Origin of the sequence: Diaphorobacter sp. HDW4B, assembly GCF_011305535.1 — a bacterium.
Classification (GTDB): domain Bacteria; phylum Pseudomonadota; class Gammaproteobacteria; order Burkholderiales; family Burkholderiaceae_C; genus Diaphorobacter_A.
In genome coordinates this window covers 1,150,579-1,167,360 of the sequence record NZ_CP049905.1, presented here as the reverse complement: position 1 = coordinate 1,167,360, position 16,782 = coordinate 1,150,579, and the positions used below count along the sequence as shown (strand labels likewise).

Below are 16,782 nucleotides of genomic sequence, written 5' to 3'. Positions count from 1 at the left end.
CAGTGGCTCACACTTCCCAATCTGCTGTGCGGTGTTTTTGCCGCGTTATTCAGGTGGTTGACGCCTGATCAAGTCCTTTCCTTCGAGTGTGGATCGGGCGATTTTGTAAACTCCTGCATCATGAAGTTCGTTGACGAAGCCTTTATCGACATTGCCGCCGGCGACGGGGGCAATGGCTGCGTGTCGTTCCGCCACGAGAAGTACAAGGAATTTGGCGGTCCCGATGGCGGTGACGGTGGCCGTGGTGGGCATGTGTTTGCCGTGGCCGATCCGAATCTGAACACGTTGGTCGACTACCGTTTCTCGCGCCGCCACGAGGCGCAGCGCGGTGAGCATGGCAAGGGCTCGGACATGTTCGGCTCGGCAGGCAAGGATGTGACGCTGCGCATGCCGGTAGGCACGATCCTGACCGATGCCGACACGGGCGAGGTGCTGTTCGAGCTGCTCAATGCGGGTGATGTGATCACCATTGCCAAGGGTGGCGATGGCGGTTTCGGCAATCTGCGTTTCAAGAGCGCGATCAACCGCGCGCCGCGCCAGAAGACGCCCGGTTTCCCTGGCGAGCGTCGCAATCTGAAGCTGGAACTCAAGGTGCTGGCGGACGTGGGTCTGCTGGGTCTGCCGAATGCGGGCAAGTCGACGTTCATTGCGGCGGTGTCCAATGCGCGCCCGAAGATTGCCGACTACCCATTCACCACGCTGCACCCGAATCTGGGTGTGGTGCGCGTCGGTCCCGAGCAGAGCTTCGTGATCGCCGACATTCCCGGGCTGATCGAAGGCGCTTCGGAAGGCGCGGGTCTGGGACATCTGTTCCTGCGCCATCTGCAGCGCACGCGCCTGTTGCTGCATATTGTTGACGTGGCTCCGTTCGATGACAACGTCGATCCGGTCGCGCAGGCCAAGGCGATCGTGGAAGAGCTGCGCAAGTACGATGCCGAGCTGCACAGCAAGCCGCGCTGGCTGGTGCTCAACAAGCTGGACATGGTGCCCGAAGAGGACCGTGCCAAGCTGGTCAAGGACTTCGTCAAGCGCTTCAAGTGGAAGGGCCCGGTGTTCGAGATTTCCGCGCTCACGCGTGAAGGTTGCGAGCCGCTGATCAAGTCGATCTTCCAGCATGTGCACGCCGAGCAGGTGGCACAGAACTCGACGCCTGAGGTCGATCCGCGTTTCCTGTCCAAGGATGAGGTGGATGTGCACGACGATCCGCGTTTTGATCCACGCTTCGACCCGCGCTTTGCGTCGGGTGACGACGATCAAGCCTGAGCTTGCGGCCTGACCGACTTCGCCACTGAAGCCGTCTGACGTTTCATAATGGCAACCGCCCGCGATCTGCTCGTTTTGCAGCAGTCGGGCGAGATTGCCAAACACATACAGAAAATGGTCTCCAATGTTTTGAGCGATGCGCGTCGCATCGTGGTGAAGGTCGGCTCCAGTCTCGTGACCAACGAGGGCAAGGGGCTGGATGAGGTCGCCATCGGCGAATGGAGCCGCCAGATGGCGGCTCTTGTGCATGGCGACGACGGTGTGCGCCGCGAGGTCATCATGGTCTCGAGCGGCGCGATTGCCGAAGGCATGAAGCGTCTGGGCTGGACAACCCGCCCGAGCGAAATCCACGAGTTGCAGGCAGCGGCTGCTGTCGGTCAGATGGGCTTGGCTCAAATGTATGAAACCAAGCTGCGTGAGCAAGGCATGCGCAATGCGCAGGTGCTGCTGACGCACGCCGACCTGGCTGATCGTGAGCGCTATCTGAACGCGCGCATCACGCTGCTGACGCTCTTGCGTCTGGGTGTGGTTCCGGTCATCAACGAGAACGACACGGTCGTGACCGACGAAATCAAATTCGGTGACAACGATACGCTGGGCGCGCTCGTGGCCAACTTGGTCGAAGCCGATGCGCTGGTGATCCTCACCGACCAGAAGGGCTTGTACACCGCCGATCCTCGCCGTGATCCGAACGCCAAGTTCGTGGACGTGGCGGAGGCGGGTGATCCTGCGTTGGAAGAAATGGCGGGCGGTGCGGGCTCCAGCATCGGCAAGGGCGGCATGATCACCAAGATTCTGGCGGCCAAGCGCGCTGCGGGCTCGGGTGCTTCCACCGTGATTGCCTGGGGGCGCGAAAAAGACGTGCTGATTCGTCTGGCCAAGGGCGAGTCCATCGGCACGCTGCTGGTTGCGCAGACCCAGAAGACGCAGGCGCGCAAGCAGTGGATGGCCGATCACCTGCAGATGCGTGGTGCGGTGACCGTCGATGCCGGTGCGGCCGCGATGTTGATCGGCAGTGGCAAGAGCCTGCTGCCGATTGGCATGATTGCCGTCGAGGGCGATTTTGTGCGCGGCGATGTCATCGGCATCAAGGATGCGACTGGCGTGGAAATCGCGCGTGGCTTGGCCAATTACGCGAGTGCCGAAGCACGTCTGCTGTGCCGCAAGCCTTCATCGGAATTCGAACATCTCCTCGGCTACACCGCAGAGCCCGAGATGGTGCACCGCGACAATCTGGTGCTGGCGCATCACTGAGATGGTGGAAAACGGAAACGCCCGGAAACCTGGGGTTTCCGGGGCGGTGTCGCTGTGGGTTTGCCCGTCTGGCGGCAGGGCTGACGAATCACTCGTCGTGTTGCATGCCCTTGGGCTGAGCCAGAATCTGCGACGGTTGCCCGATCAGTTCATCGTCCGGTGCCAGAGCCCGGCTTTGCGGGTTTGGATCGAAGCTTGCGCCCGGCGGCAATTCCATGCCCGGCTTCAGCATCATCGAGTTGAAGCGCGTGGCCGTGGGCTGAATCACATCAGGAACAGGCAGGCCATCTCTCGATCGCATGCCGCTTCTGAGATACCGGTTGCGCTGTTCGTGGCGCGGCAGAAAGCGCGCCAGTTCGGTGAGCGCCATTTCATAGACGCCGCGCTTGAATTCCACCACTACATCGAGCGGAACCCAATAGTCGTTCCAACGCCAAGCGTCGAACTCTGGATGATTGGTGGCACGCAGGTTCAAATCCCAGTCGTGGCCCACCAATTGCAGGAGATACCAGATCTGCTTCTGGCCCTTGTAATGTCCGCGCGCATCGCGGCGGATATACCGGTCAGGCACCTCGTAGCGCAACCAGTCCCGCGTGCGGGCAATGATTCGGACGTGGTCGGGCATGAGCCCGACTTCCTCGTGAAGCTCCCGGAACATGGCTTGCTCGGGGGATTCCCCGCGATCAATGCCACCTTGAGGGAACTGCCAACTGTGCGTCCGTATCCTTTTTCCCCAGAATACCTGGTTCCTCTGGTTGAGCAGGATGATGCCGACGTTCGGGCGAAATCCGTCCCGGTCGAGCATAATCTAACCCCAAATTCAAAAACTGTGACCATTATGCACGGTACCCCGCGCGCGGCAAGCGGGCTAACCTCACTGGCCTGAGATCGATAGATGAAAGCTTCCCAATTCCTTATTTCCACCCTCAAAGAAGCTCCTGCTGATGCGGAAGTCGTCAGCCACAAGCTGATGACGCGCGCTGGCATGATCAAGAAGCTGGGGGCCGGTATCTACAACTACATGCCCATGGGCCTGCGCGTGATCCGCAAGGTCGAGGCCATCGTGCGCGAGGAAATGAACCGCGCGGGTGCCATCGAATGCACCATGCCCGTGGTTCAGCCTGCTGACCTGTGGCAGGAAACCGGCCGTTTCGAGAAGATGGGCCCGGAACTCCTGCGCATTCAGGATCGTCATGAAGTCAACTTCGTGATCCAGCCGACCAGCGAAGAAGTCGTGACCGACATCGCGCGCAAGGAATTCCGCAGCTACAAGCAGTTGCCGAAGAACTTGTATCAGATCCAGACCAAGTTCCGCGACGAACGCCGTCCACGCTTTGGCCTGATGCGTGGTCGCGAGTTCATCATGAAGGATGCGTACAGCTTCGACCGCGACCAGACGGCTGCCAAATCCAGCTACCAAGTGATGGCGGGCGCATATCGCCGCATTTTTGACCGTTTTGGTCTCCGTTACCGTGCTGTTGCTGCTGATTCGGGTGCGATCGGTGGTGATCTGAGCGAAGAATTCCAGGTGATCGCTTCAACCGGCGAAGACGCCATCGTCTACTGCCCAAACAGCGAATACGCAGCCAACATGGAAAAGGCCGAGGCGCTGGCGCCTGCAGGCCCACGTCCAGCGGCAAGCAAGCCTCAGACACTGACGCCCACACTAGGCAAAGCGACTTGTGGCGAAGTTGCTGAATTGCTGGGCACCCCTTTGTCAACAACTGTCAAGTCTTTGGTTTTGGCTACAGATGAAGTCAATGATCAAGGCGAAATCGTGAAAAGCCAAGTCTGGTTGCTGCTGCTGCGCGGCGACCATGACATGAACGAGATCAAGGTCAGCAAGGTGCCGGGCCTGAATGTGGGCTTCCGCTTCGCCACGCTGTCCGAGATCGAGGAGCACTTCGGCTGCAAGCCCGGCTATCTGGGCCCGCTGAACATGAAGAAGCCCGTGAAGATCGTGGCCGATCGCGACGTGGCTTTGATGGCTGACTGGATTTGCGGTGCAAATCAGGTGGACCACCACATCACCGGCGTGAACTGGGGCCGCGATCTGCCCGAGCCGGAACTGGTGGTCGACATCCGCAACGTGGTTGCGGGCGACAAGTCTCCCGACGGCAAGGGGGAACTGGCGATCGAGCGCGGTATCGAAGTGGGCCATGTGTTCTACCTCGGCACCAAGTACAGCAAGGCCATGAACGCGACGTTCCTTGCTGAAGACGGCAAGCCTGCATTCTTCGAGATGGGTTGCTACGGCATTGGCGTGACGCGCCTGCCGGCCGCTGCCATCGAACAGAACCATGACGAGCGCGGCATCATCTGGCCCGACGCGATTGCGCCGTTCACCGTGGTGATCTGCCCCATCGGCATGGATCGCAGCGAAGAAGTGAAGGCCGCCGCTGAAAAGCTGTATGCCGAATTCCAGGCGGCAGGCGTTGATGTGTTGCTGGACGACCGCGGCGAGCGCCCCGGTGCGATGTTCGCGGACTGGGAACTGATCGGTGTGCCGCACCGTGTGGTGATCTCGGATCGTGGTTTGAAGGAAGGCCAACTGGAATACCAGGGCCGTCGTGATACGGAAGCAAGCAAGGTCGCTGTGGGCGACGTGTTTGCGCATGTGAAGGAACGTTTGAAGGTATGAGCTTGAAGGAAAGTGTCACTGAGGGAGGAAAGCTGCGGGAGGAGGGCGTGTCGCGCCGTTCGCTCATGCTGTCCCTGTCCGCGGCTCCGCTGGGAATGCTGGGTGTGCCACAAATGGCGCACGCGGGTGGCCAGCTTGAAGAGCCGTTGATGGACTCGGTGCGCACCGCCCTGAGTTCGGCGGTGTCCAATCAAGGCCCGCCAGAGCCGCTGTTTGCCACGACCGAGGCGCGCATCATGTATCTGCGCTGGCTGGGCACGATGAGCGACAAGCTGCGCAAGCGCAAGCCCGAATGGGAAGTGCGCCGCGACTTTCTGCAGACCATCTGGTACGAATCCAAGCGCGCGGGGCTCGACACCTCGCTGGTGCTGGGGCTGGTGCAGGTGGAAAGCGCCTTCCGCAAATACGCGGTCTCGCCAGTGGGCGCGCGTGGCTATATGCAGGTCATGCCGTTCTGGACGCGCGTGATTGGCGATGGCGACGCCGGCAAGCTGTTCCAGATGCAGACCAATCTGCGCTTTGGCTGCGTGATCCTGCGCCACTATCTGGACCGTGAAAAGGGAGACGTGTTCATGGCACTGGGTCGCTACAACGGCAGCCGTGGTCGTGATCCTTATCCGAACGCGGTGTTCGGTGCGCAGCGCAACTGGCTGTTCAACGAGAAGGCGACTGCGGCCTGATCTTTTCGGGCTCTTTCAGGTGCTTTCAAAGCAAAAAGCTGGCTTGATGCCAGCTTTTTTCATGGTGCAGTCTGCTCGGTGCGCCCAATGGGTTCGAGTCTGGACACCATCACCTGATCGATGCGGTAGCTGTCCACGTCCAGCACCTCGAACTTGTAGCCGCCGAAGTTCACGCTGTCCGTGCGGCGGGGCACGCGGCGCAGCATCACCATCAGAAAGCCCGCCAGCGTTTCGTATTCGTCATCGTGCGGCAGCTCGTCAAGGTGGAGCGCGCGCAGCACGTCTTCGATGGGTGTCACGCCGTCGATCAACCACGAGTTATCGTCGCGCTTGACGATCTGCTCCTCGTCATCCGGGCCGACCAGATCGCCCATCACCGTGCTCATCACGTCGTTCAGCGTGACGACACCGACCACGAGGCTGTACTCGTTCACGATGACCGCAAAGTCTTCATGCACTTGGCGGAACTGCTCCAGCACCTCGGCGAGCGTCAACCGATCCGGCACGATCAGCACCTTGTGCACGAGGTTCTCGTCCTTGAGCGACAGGGCCTGATTGTTGAGCACGCGCTGGAACAGGTCCTTGGCATCGACATAGCCGACGACATGGTCGATGTCGCCATCGCACACGGGGTAGGTCGAAAACGGTTCCTCGGCGATGCGCGCGCGGATCACTTCGTCCGGGTCGTCATGCAGAAAGAAGGCGATGCGCTCGCGCTGCGTCATGGCCGATCCGACAGTGCGCGAATCCAGCTCGAACACATTGGCAATCACCTGCTGCTCGCGCACCGCCAGCACGCCTGCGCGCGTACCGGCTTCGGTCATCGCCAGAATGTCTTCGGAGGTGATGCGTTCGTCGCGTGTCGTCTGGATGCCCAGCAGCTTGAAGATCAGATCGGCAGTCTTCGCGTACAGCCAGACGACGGGCTTGAAGATGCGCATGCACCAGGTCATCGGCGTGAGCACGCGCACGGCCCAGCGTTCGGGCTCGGCCATGCCAAGGCGTTTGGGAAACAGGTCCGAGAACAGAATGAACAGCGACGTGACGATGAAGAACGAGCACAGAAAGCCCACCGTCTGCGCCGTCGATTCCTGCATCCAGAGCGAGAACAGGCGACTGAGCGTGGGGCTCAAGGCGCCTTCGCCGACGATACCGCCCAGAATCGCCACGGCGTTCTGGCCGACCTGCACGACGGTGAAGTAGTCGCCCGGCCCTTCCTGCAGCTTCAGCACCCGATCCGCGCGCATGTCTCCATCCACCGCCAACTGGCGCAACCGCAAACGGCGGGACGCAGCCAGAGAGAGTTCGGCCAGCGAGAAAAACGCACTGAGCACGATCAAAAGGGCGATGACGAAGAGGCTTTCGGGCAATTGCATGTAGCAGGCGACCGCCGATGCATGGGCTCAGTCGCGAATGGTGATGCAAACAGTGTAGCGGTCAGCCGTGATTCGGTGGTGCCTTGTCCGTGGTGCGCGAAGGTTGTCGGGCACGCAAAGCGCCCACAAAAAAGCCGACCAGCGAACTGATCGGCTTTCGTGAAAACGTGACTCGAAGCGGCTTACGCTGCAGCGCCGCCGCCCAGCACTTGCTGGAGTTCGCCCGATTCGTACATTTCCATCATGATGTCCGAGCCGCCGATGAACTCGCCCTTCACGTAGAGCTGAGGGATGGTGGGCCACTGGCTGTAGTCCTTGATGCCCTGGCGGATTTCCTGATCTTCCAGCACGTTCACCGTGGTGACGTTCTTGGGATCCACGCCGCAGGCCTTGAGGATCTGGATGGCACGGCCCGAGAAGCCGCACATGGGGAAGCTGGCGTTGCCCTTCATGAAGAGCAGGACATCGCTGCCCTTGACCAGTTGATCGATACGCTGTTGTACGTCGCTCATGAAAATACTCCTGAAATTCGAATGCCCTTCGTGGTGAATTCAGGGCTCAATTTGTCGATTATTCCACTGTCTGCTCAAGCCAGCGTCATTCACGGATTTTCCCGCCAGTGCATCGGGCTATGCCAGCCAGATCGGCCCGGCTTTGCACGTCGTCAAAACCCGCCTGGGAAAGCAGTGCTTGCACCGCCTCGGACTGATCCCAGCCATGTTCGAGCAGCAGCCAGCCACCCGGCTTCAGATGGGCAGGGGCCTGTTCGATGATGAGCCGGATGTCGTCCAGCCCGTCGCCACCGCTCGCCAGCGCCGAAAGCGGCTCGTGGGTGAGCGCCACCAGATGCGGATCGGCAGATGGAATGTAAGGCGGGTTGCTGACGATGGCGTCGAATCGCCCCGTCAGCGGCGAGAGCCAACTGCCGTGCGCAAACTGCACTGGCAGCCGAAGCTTCTCCGCATTGGACTTGGCGACGGTCAGCGCATCTGCGCTGGCATCCACGGCCCAGATTTCGGCTTGAGGGCGCTGGTGCTGAAGTGCGAGCGCGATCGCTCCACTGCCCGTGCCCAGATCGACGATGCGCTGATTTGCGCCGTCGCCGGGCAGGATTTCCAGCGCCCATTCAACCAGCGTTTCGGTGTCCGGGCGTGGATCGAGCACGCGCGCATCCACCTGCAAAGGCAGGCCGAAAAATTCCTTGTGCCCCGTCAGATAGGCAACGGGCTCGCCCGCCAGACGGCGAGCGCACAGCGCGTGCCACAGCGCGAGTTGTTCGGCGCTTGGCAGATCGGAGTCATGCGTGATGAGCCACGCGCGCGCATGCGTGGGTTGGCCCATGACGTGCAGCATCAGCATCTGCGCATCGACGCGCGCCATTCCCTGCTGTGCCGCTTGAGCGAGCAGTTGGGCGATGGTGGTGGTCGTGTCAGGCATTGACTTCCAGCTCTTCGAGCAACTCGGCCTCGCGTGCATGGGCGAGCGCGTCCAGCACTTCGTCCAAGTCACCTTCCATGATCGCGAGCAGCTTGTAGAGCGTCAGGTTGATGCGGTGATCGGTCAAACGGCCCTGCGGAAAGTTGTAGGTGCGGATGCGGTCGGAGCGGTCGCCCGAGCCGATCAGGCCCTTGCGCAGTGCGGCTTCCTTGGCGGCGCGTTCGCTGCGTTCCTTTTCCTGAATGCGCGCCTGCAGCACCTGCAAAGCCTTGGCCTTGTTGCTGTGCTGGCTGCGACCATCCTGGCATTCGGCGACGATGCCGGTGGGCAAGTGGACCACGCGCACGGCGGAGTCGGTCTTGTTGATGTGCTGGCCGCCCGCACCGGATGCGCGGAAGGTGTCGATGCGCAGATCGGCCGGGTTCAGCGTGATGGCCTGGTGCTCGTCGGGCTCGGGCATCACCGCCACGGTGCAGGCGCTGGTGTGGATGCGGCCTTGCGTTTCGGTGGCGGGAACGCGCTGCACGCGGTGGCCGCCGGATTCGAAACGCATGCGGCCATAGATGTCGTCGCCCTCGATGCGCAACACCACTTCCTTGTAGCCGCCGAGTTCGCTTTCGTTGGCGGACATGATCTCCACCTTCCAGCCTTTGTTGGCCGCGTAGCGTGTGTACATGCGCGTGAGGTCGCCCGCGAACAGCGCAGATTCGTCGCCGCCCGTGCCTGCGCGGATTTCCATGAAGGCGTTGCGTGCGTCGTCCGGGTCCTTGGGCAAGAGCAGGCGCTGCAGTTCGTCTTCCAACTGCACGAGTTCCGCTTCACCGCTCGCGATTTCCTCTTGCGCCATCTCGGCCATGTCGGGGTCTTCGAGCATCTCGCGCGCGCCGATCAGATCGGACTCGACCTGCTGGTAGCGCTTGTAGCGACCGGCGATCTGCGTGACCTCGGCATGCTCCTTGGAGATCGCGCGGTACTGCTTCATGTCGGACATGATGTCCTCGCGCGAGAGCAGAAAATTCAGCTCTTCAAGGCGCTGCGCGTACTTCTCGAGCTGGGTTCTGAGAAAGGGTTTCATCGTGGATGAATGGAGGAAATTCGGGGACGCCGCCGGTGCATGACGGCAAGTCTGCGACGGGCGCGCAGAACGACAAGGTCAGCGCGAGGGGCTGACCCGAGAAGGAGAAAAGCGCTAACGCTCTTTGCGCAGAAACAGGCGCTGAACGGTGTCTGCGGTCTGGGCACGCTGCTCGGCATCGCCCTTGTGCAGCTCGGCCATGGTGCCGTGCAGCATCTTCTGCGCAATGCCGCGAGACAGGGCTTCGAGCACGGTGTCGATGTCTTCGCCCTTGGCGATGAGCTTTTTGGCACGGGCAATTTCAAGCGCGCGCCATTCGTCGGCCTGCGCGTTGATCTGCTGGATCAGCGGCACCGCGCCGCCTTGAGGCTTGCGCTGGTCGAGCCAGTGCATGAAGCTTTGCACGCCGTGGTCGATGATGACCTCGGCCTGCTGCACCGCAGCCTGACGCTGGGCCTGACCGGTGCGCACCACGTTGGCCAGATCGTCGACGGTGTAGAGATACACGTCGCGCAGGTCCTTGACCTCGGCTTCGATGTCGCGCGGCACGGCCAGATCGACCATGAAGATCGGGCGGCGCTTGCGCTTCTTGAGTGCGCTCTCGACGGCACCCAGACCGATGATCGGCAGGCTCGATGCGGTGCAACTGATCACCGCGTCGTATTCATGCAGATGCTCGGGCAGGTCCGACAGGCGCATGGTGTTCGCGTTGAACTGTTGCGCCAGCTTTTCGCCGCGCTCGAGCGTGCGGTTGGCGATGGTGATCTGCTTGGGATGCTTGGCCGCGAAGTGCGTGGAGACCAGCTCGATCATCTCGCCCGCGCCGACGAACAGCACCTTGATCTGCGAGAGGTCTTCGAACAGCTGACCAGCCAGACGCACGGCAGCGGCGGCCATGCTGATGCTGTGTGCGCCGATTTCGGTGGAGCTGCGCACTTCCTTGGCAACGGCAAAGCTGCGCTGAAAAAGCTGATTGAGCGTGCTGCCGAGCGCGCCCGCGTCTTCGGCGGCACGCACGGCGTTCTTCATCTGGCCGAGGATCTGGGCCTCGCCCAGCACCATTGAGTCGAGGCCGCTGGCAACACGGAAGGCGTGGCGGGCGACCAGATCGTTTTCGAGGGTGTAGGAGTGCGAGCGCAGCAGCGAGGGGCTCACGCCACCCGAATGGGCCAGCCAGTCGAGCGTGTGGTCGAGTGCGGGTGCTTCGGCGGCGCAGTAGATTTCGGTGCGGTTGCAGGTGGACAGAATGGCGGTTTCCACACCCGGATGGCGCACGGAATTGCTGGTCAGGGCCTGACGCAGGCCGATCAGCGTCGGCGCGATCTGGTCGAGCGCGAACGCAAAACGACCGCGTACGTCAAGCGGCGCGGTCGTGTGATTGATGCCTAATGCCCAAACTGCCATAGCGCGATTATAAAATTTGTACGGGATCAAGGTTGGGTGTCGTGAATGACTGACTTGATCTGAGTCATATTTATGAACCCCTTACTCGCACTGAACCATTTTCTGAATTTCATCGCACCGGCCTTTTTTCTGGCCGTGCTGATGGTCGTCTGCGCGCATATTTTCTTCAGACAACGTGCCAAAACCTATGGCTGGTTTCAACCTGCAGCTATCAATTTTGCTGTGGGTTGCATCGTTCTGCTGGGTGGACTGGGGTTCTTCGGCAACGACGGAAAATGGATTACTTACATGACCCTGAGTGTTGCAATGGCTACAACACAATGGGTGTTATTGCGGGGCTGGAAGGGCTGATTGCCACGGTAAATGAGTTTCTGATTCTCATTTACCATCTGCGCAGCGGCGATTTCCTCGTTTTTCGCAAGAAGAGTCGTCCGGTTTGTCCGGCGCATCCGACGCCCGCAGGTTCGCCTGCATCTGCAGCAACTGGGCGGCGAGCTGCTTTTGGAGCGCCTCGGGGCAGCCTTGCATCATCTGCTCGCCGATCTTGGCGCGCGCCTTCTGCATCTCTGAAAACAGCGACTTTCCCTGCTCGCTGAGTTGCAAGCGGCGGCTGCGGCGGTCCTCGGGGTGGGGCACGCGTTCGATCCAGCCGTTTTCTTCCATTTCGGTGAGCACGCGCGCCACCAGCGCCTTGTCGGCGTGCAGGTAGTCCGTCAGTTCCTTGTGCGTGCACAGCGGCTGGTGGCCGACGAACAGCAGGCAGCGCACCGAGTTGCGGTTGAGCCGGTCGTCATGCCGGTGCATTTCGGCGCGCATGCGGCCCCGGTAAATGAAGATGAGGTTGTGCAAGGCATCCAGCACTTGCGTGGACACGGTGACTGCGTTCATGGCGTGGGTTTTATCTTATTTGTTGACAAAGTCAACATGATGCGGGTATCGTTCTGGCATCTTGTTGATTTAATCAACATTCTAGTCACTCCAGAAAGCCACTGTCCATGACCTTCCCATCTTCGCAAATCGCCAACGAAACTCCCACCAACCATCTCCAGATCGAGCGCGTGCGCCATCCTTTCGCCGCCCGCCACATGCAGCTCATGGCGCGCGAGATCGTGAGCCCCGGCTTTGTGCGCGTCACGCTCGGCGGTGCCGATCTGGCCAACTTCCACAGCGCCGGGTTCGACGACCACGTCAAGCTGCTGCTGCCCGCCGTCGGTCAGGAAAAGCCGCTCTTGCCCCGCTTTGTCGATGGTCGCCCGAACTTTGAAGCAGGCGAGCGCCCGACAGCGCGCGACTTCACGCCCGTGCGCTGGGACCAAGGCAAGGGCACGATGGTGCTCGAATTCGCCATGCACGAAGCGGGCCCCGCCGCGCAGTGGGCGGCCAATGCGCAGATCGGCCAGTGGGTGGGCATTGCCGGCCCGCGCGGCAGCATGGTGGTGCCCAAGGCGTTTGAATGGCATTGGCTGTTTGGCGATGCGAGCGCCTTGCCCGCCATCGAGCGCCGCTTGAGCGAACTGCCCACAGAAGCGCGCGTGACCGTGCGCGTGCTGCTCGATCACGCAGCTGACAAGCGCGCGCTGCCGAGCGCTGCGCAGGTGGATCTGCAATGGGTGGATTCGCTGCAGGATGCTGCCGAGTCGCTGGCGATTCCAGAAGGTGACGGCTTCATCTGGGCCGCAGGCGAGCACAACGACATGGCCCAACTGCGCCGCACCTTCCTTGCCAAGCCCGGCGTGAATGCCAAGCGCATGCGCGTGGCCGCATATTGGAAGCGTGGCGAGGTGGCTCACCACGAAGAATTGAACGAAGGCTGAAATCCGAATCGGCTTGGCTCGGTTCAACGCGCGCCCGTGAGCTGATCGACCACCGCATCGCCATCTTGCGATGACTCGGGCCGCGACACCGAGGTGGTGGCCGGTGGCGAGAGGTAGAGCCCCGCCTCGCGCAGCGACTTGAGAATCGCGAACAGCAGATCGCTGCTCACGCTGCCGGTGTTGCGCGGATTGCCGATGTAGCCGATGCACAGAAAGGTCAGCGTGCCGCCCTGAATGCCTTCGAGCTGCACGACGGGCGCGGGCGTGTCCTGAATGGCGGGGTGCTCGGAGTAGGCCTTCAGGATGATCTCGCGCATGCGTTCGGCATCGGTATCGAGCGGCGCAGGCAGGCGCATGAGCACGCGGCCCGGCGCGCCGGAGCTGGTCATGTTGCGCACCGGCTTGGTGATGAATTCCGAGTTCGGCACGATCATGGTCGAGCGGTCGGGCAACTGGATTTCGGTGGCACGCACATTCACGCGGCGCACGTCGCCTTCGGTGTCGCCAAGCTTGACCCAGTCGCCCACGCGCACGGGCCGCTCGGCCAGCAGAATCAGGCCCGAGATGAAGTTCTGCACGATGGCCTGCAGGCCAAAACCGATACCCACCGACAACGCGCTCGCCACCCACGCAATGCGCTCCACGCTGATGCCCAGGCCCGCCAACGCGGCGGCGATCACCACCACACCGCTCACATAGCCGGTGAGCGTGGAGATCGAGCTGCGCATGCCGGGTTCGAGCGTGGTGTTCGGAAAGTAGCGGTCGGTGAGCCAGCGCTTGAACAGATGGATCGCGAGAAAGCCCAGGCAGATGACGGCAGCGGCCGTCAGCAAGGCTTGCGGGGCGATGGTGAAGTCGCCGATCTTCAAACTGTGATCGACCGAGGTGCCGCGACGGAACACCTCGTCGGGTGCGGTGCCCAGCGGTGCCATCAATGCGATGATCATGTAGAAGAACAGCGCCACGCGCAGCACGCCGGAGGTGAGCACCGCTGCCTGATCGAGCAGCCGTTCGTTGAGGCCCAGCCCCGCGTGCAGCTTGACTCCGATGCTGCCTTTGGACGAGAGCAGCGCTTCGCTCAGATCGTCGGCCAGCTTGAACAGCAGGTACATGGTGGCCAGCACGACGATGGTCCAGACCAGTTGCCTTGCCGTCGTCGAGCCCAGCGCCACATAGCCGAACGCCAGCAGCCCGAGAATCACGATCACGCAGATGCCTGCCGCTGCCGAAAGCAGCGCGAACCAAAGAGGACGCGTGAAGCTGGTGGCGGCGGGTTCCGGGTCGTTCTGTGGCTCGCTGCCAGAGTCGCTGGTGGCTCCGGGATCGGGTTGATCGAGTTCGCGCAACTGGCGCAGACCGAGCAAGGTGATCACCGAAATCAGCAGTGCAAAGGCGATGTGGATCAGCACTTCAGAACTGATGCTCAGTCCGGCCGTGGCGCTGATCTCAATGGCCAGACCGCCAAGCGAAGACGACGCTGCTAGCCACCACGGATAGGGGCGCAGATTGCGCGCCAGCGTGTCCGAGATCGGAAGCAACCGCCATGACGAACGCTTGAACGACAACAGCGCATAGCCGAGCGACACCACAAAAGTGCCGTAAGCGGCCATCTTCACGCAGACGTTGGCCAGCGCATGCAGGCGCTCGTCGTTGGCATCATCGAGCCGCAGGCCGCTCCAGGCCAGCTTCACCGCGACGGCGACGATCAGCACATTGACGATCACCTCGGCGCTGGCGAGCAACGTGCGCCGCAGTCTGCCTTGCGGCAGGCGAGGCGGCAACACGCGCAGCAGCATGCGGTCGGCCAGCCAGACACCGCCGGTGACCAGCGCGAAAGCGGCGAGCAAAAACAGCGTCAGTTGATAGCGTCCACGCGATGTGGCGGTCGCGTCGAGGATGGCGAGCTGCATGTCTTCGCCCAGCGACTTCAGGCGTTCCCAGTCATCGAGCGCGCTGCTTTTCCACGAACGCCAGAAAGCAGGGCTCAACGGCGATGCGACGCGTGCGGACAGCGCGGCCTGAAATTGCGCGCGGCGTTGCTTGAGGATTTCGGCGCTGCGCTGTTCGGCATCCACGCTGATCAGTCGCGCGAGCTTCAAGTCGGCATCGATGGCCGCGCGTTGCTTGTTCAGCGCAGCACGTTGCTCGGCCACATCGGGCGCATCGGCTGGAGAACCTTTTTCCGGCGCGGGGCCGAGGCCGGTGAGGCGACCGTCGATGTCGGCCAGTTCTTCGGTGCGCTTCTTGGCCAGACGGTCGGCATTGGCGCCGATGACGTTCAACTGCGCGAGATATTTGCGCGCATCGCTGCTTTCTTCAAACTGCGCGGGAATGGCACCGAGCTGTTTGCGCAGGTCGTCGGGCTGAGGCAGCGGTGCGTCCGCTGCGCTGCCATTGCCATTACCGTTGACGGCCGCCGCGATGGGCGTGCGTGGCGTGTCTTGCGTCTGCGAATACGCGGCGGGCGCGATGCCCAGACCCAGCAGCAACGCGAGCAGCGCGCAGAGATGCCAGAAGGTGTGCCAGAAGAGGCGGACGAAAGAAAAGGGCCGTTCGACGAAGCGGGAAGATGGGTTCATACGCATTCTTGAGCGAGGGTGTCCATCGCTCGCCCAAAAATGGAGGTGGCTGCGTGCGATGTTTTCCCGCTACTCTAGCGCCCACCGGAAACTGCGGGCGTAAGAATTCGCAGACATCGCGTGCTGCAGTGTCGGTTCAGATCACGCCGCAGGGCTGAACAGATCGACGCGGTCGGTGATGATGCAGTCGGTGCCGATGTCGAGCAGGCGCTTGGCTTCCCACTCATCGTTCACGGTGTAGCTGCTGCAGCGCAGGCCCGCGTCGTGCACGCGCTGGACGAGTTCGGGGCTCCACAGCGCATGGTTGAGCACCATGGCGACGCAGCCCAGTTCCACGGCGATTTTCAGATCGGCCTCGCCCGTGCCGTCGGCAAACTTGTCGACCAGCAGACCGCGCGGAATAGCGGGCGCAACCGCCTTGGCTCCGCGCAGCGAATCGGGCTTGAACGAGGTGAACAGCGGCGGCACGGCGTCCTTGGGCCAGAGGCGATTCATCAGCTCGCCCGTGGCGCGGCCGGTGGCTTCTTCCTGTCCGGGAGTCGGTTTGATTTCGACGTTGAGGTGCAGATGGTTGGCAATGCACCAGCGTGCGAGCGCTTCGAGCGTGGGCAGATTTTCACCCGCGAAGGAGCGTGAATGCCACGCGCCCGCGTCGAACTGCGCGAGCTCACCCATGGTCCGGTCGCTGCCGGTGCCCAGGCCGTTGGTGGTGCGCTTCAGGTCAGTGTCGTGCATCAGAAAGAGCACACCGTCCTTGCTGAGTTTGGCGTCGCATTCGAACATGCGATAACCATACGATGCGCCAAGGCGAAACGCGACCATGGTGTTTTCGGGGGCCAATTTTCCAGCGCCACGGTGTGCAACCCAGCGCGGATAAGGCCATGCGGCCAGGGTAGTCATAAGGGTTCTCCAAATTTGAGCAGATTGCCGTGCAGGTCGATCACATACAGCTCGCGCATGCCCCATTCGCGGTCTTGCGGCGGCTGCAGTGGCAGTCCGCGCGCAGCGAAATCGGCATGCAGCGCGTTGGTGTCGCCGCGCACATAGCAGGAAGAATTGCGGGGCAGTTCGGTGTTGTCGCCGCAGGGCCAGAAATGAATTTCGCAGCCGTCGCGCTCGACGATGAGGTAGGTGCCGGGCAGGGACAGCGCAGCACGAAAACCGAGCTTCTGAACGTAGAAAGCCTCGCTGACCGCGAGGTCCGGAGAAGGAAGCACCGGAACCGTGGAGTGAATCAGCGAGGCCATCGTTTTTCAGCG

General features: G+C 61.9%; 16 protein-coding genes. 6 read left to right on the top strand and 10 right to left on the bottom strand.

The features are described from left to right. The first annotated feature begins 120 nt into the window (after positions 1-120). Complete coding sequence (gene cgtA / locus G7048_RS05575; protein WP_166067185.1) at positions 121-1,263, top strand: Obg family GTPase CgtA; 1,143 nt, start codon at positions 121-123, stop codon at positions 1,261-1,263. A gap of 114 nt (positions 1,264-1,377) precedes the next feature. Next, complete coding sequence (gene proB / locus G7048_RS05570; RefSeq protein WP_166070815.1) at positions 1,378-2,517, top strand: glutamate 5-kinase; 1,140 nt, start codon at positions 1,378-1,380, stop codon at positions 2,515-2,517. Between the two features lie 88 nt (positions 2,518-2,605). Here the strand turns inward: proB and G7048_RS05565 are convergent, their stop codons facing one another. Next, on the bottom strand, positions 2,606-3,322 hold the full coding sequence (locus G7048_RS05565; RefSeq protein ID WP_166067184.1) for an RNA pyrophosphohydrolase: 717 nt from the start codon (positions 3,320-3,322) through the stop codon (positions 2,606-2,608). 90 nt (positions 3,323-3,412) lie between these two features. On the opposite strand from G7048_RS05565, the gene G7048_RS05560 reads away from it, so the two are divergent. Continuing rightward, positions 3,413-5,158, top strand: coding sequence for a proline--tRNA ligase (locus G7048_RS05560; RefSeq protein ID WP_166067183.1), 1,746 nt, complete (start codon positions 3,413-3,415; stop codon positions 5,156-5,158). Continuing rightward, positions 5,155-5,838: a lytic transglycosylase domain-containing protein gene (locus G7048_RS05555; RefSeq protein ID WP_166067182.1), complete on the top strand. Its 684-nt coding sequence runs from the start codon at positions 5,155-5,157 to the stop codon at positions 5,836-5,838. The genes G7048_RS05560 and G7048_RS05555 overlap by 4 nt, the downstream gene beginning before the upstream one ends. A 59-nt stretch (positions 5,839-5,897) precedes the next feature. On the opposite strand, the gene G7048_RS05550 is transcribed toward G7048_RS05555, so the two are convergent. The 5 genes from G7048_RS05550 to hemA all read right to left on the bottom strand — a co-directional run bounded on the left by G7048_RS05550 (position 5,898) and on the right by hemA (position 11,130). Then, a complete protein-coding gene (locus G7048_RS05550) occupies positions 5,898-7,214 on the bottom strand; it encodes a hemolysin family protein (RefSeq protein ID WP_166067181.1) in 1,317 nt (438 codons plus the stop codon). 182 nt (positions 7,215-7,396) lie between these two features. Further along, positions 7,397-7,726 carry a Grx4 family monothiol glutaredoxin gene (grxD, locus tag G7048_RS05545; protein ID WP_166067180.1) on the bottom strand — a complete coding sequence of 110 codons (330 nt, stop codon included), beginning with the start codon at positions 7,724-7,726 and terminating at the stop codon, positions 7,397-7,399. A gap of 85 nt (positions 7,727-7,811) precedes the next feature. After that, a complete protein-coding gene (prmC, locus tag G7048_RS05540; RefSeq protein ID WP_166067179.1) occupies positions 7,812-8,651 on the bottom strand; it encodes a peptide chain release factor N(5)-glutamine methyltransferase in 840 nt (279 codons plus the stop codon). Beyond that, a complete protein-coding gene (gene prfA / locus G7048_RS05535) occupies positions 8,644-9,726 on the bottom strand; it encodes a peptide chain release factor 1 (protein WP_166067178.1) in 1,083 nt (360 codons plus the stop codon). The genes prmC and prfA overlap by 8 nt, the downstream gene beginning before the upstream one ends. A 114-nt stretch (positions 9,727-9,840) precedes the next feature. Continuing rightward, positions 9,841-11,130, bottom strand: a complete 1,290-nt coding sequence (hemA, locus tag G7048_RS05530) for a glutamyl-tRNA reductase (protein WP_166067177.1) — start codon at positions 11,128-11,130, stop codon at positions 9,841-9,843. 72 nt (positions 11,131-11,202) lie between these two features. Between hemA and G7048_RS05525 the strand changes: the two genes are divergently transcribed. After that, entirely contained in the window at positions 11,203-11,481 is a 279-nt protein-coding gene (locus tag G7048_RS05525; protein WP_166067176.1) for a hypothetical protein, read from the top strand. A gap of 27 nt (positions 11,482-11,508) precedes the next feature. Here the strand turns inward: G7048_RS05525 and G7048_RS05520 are convergent, their stop codons facing one another. Then, entirely contained in the window at positions 11,509-12,018 is a 510-nt protein-coding gene (locus G7048_RS05520) for a MarR family winged helix-turn-helix transcriptional regulator (protein WP_166067175.1), read from the bottom strand. Positions 12,019-12,125: 107 nt separating this feature from the next. Between G7048_RS05520 and G7048_RS05515 the strand changes: the two genes are divergently transcribed. Beyond that, complete coding sequence (locus tag G7048_RS05515) at positions 12,126-12,944, top strand: siderophore-interacting protein (RefSeq protein ID WP_166067174.1); 819 nt, start codon at positions 12,126-12,128, stop codon at positions 12,942-12,944. Between the two features lie 23 nt (positions 12,945-12,967). Here the strand turns inward: G7048_RS05515 and G7048_RS05510 are convergent, their stop codons facing one another. From G7048_RS05510 to G7048_RS05500, 3 genes are all read right to left on the bottom strand, one after another. After that, positions 12,968-15,523, bottom strand: coding sequence for a DUF3772 domain-containing protein (locus tag G7048_RS05510; protein ID WP_166067173.1), 2,556 nt, complete (start codon positions 15,521-15,523; stop codon positions 12,968-12,970). Positions 15,524-15,664: 141 nt separating this feature from the next. Beyond that, entirely contained in the window at positions 15,665-16,423 is a 759-nt protein-coding gene (ugpQ, locus tag G7048_RS05505) for a glycerophosphodiester phosphodiesterase (protein WP_166067172.1), read from the bottom strand. Continuing rightward, the gene (locus G7048_RS05500; RefSeq protein WP_166067171.1) at positions 16,420-16,770 is read right to left on the bottom strand and encodes a VOC family protein; all 351 of its coding nucleotides are present in this window, start codon (positions 16,768-16,770) and stop codon (positions 16,420-16,422) included. Before G7048_RS05500 ends, ugpQ begins: the two co-directional genes overlap by 4 nt. Positions 16,771-16,782: the final 12 nt, after the last annotated feature.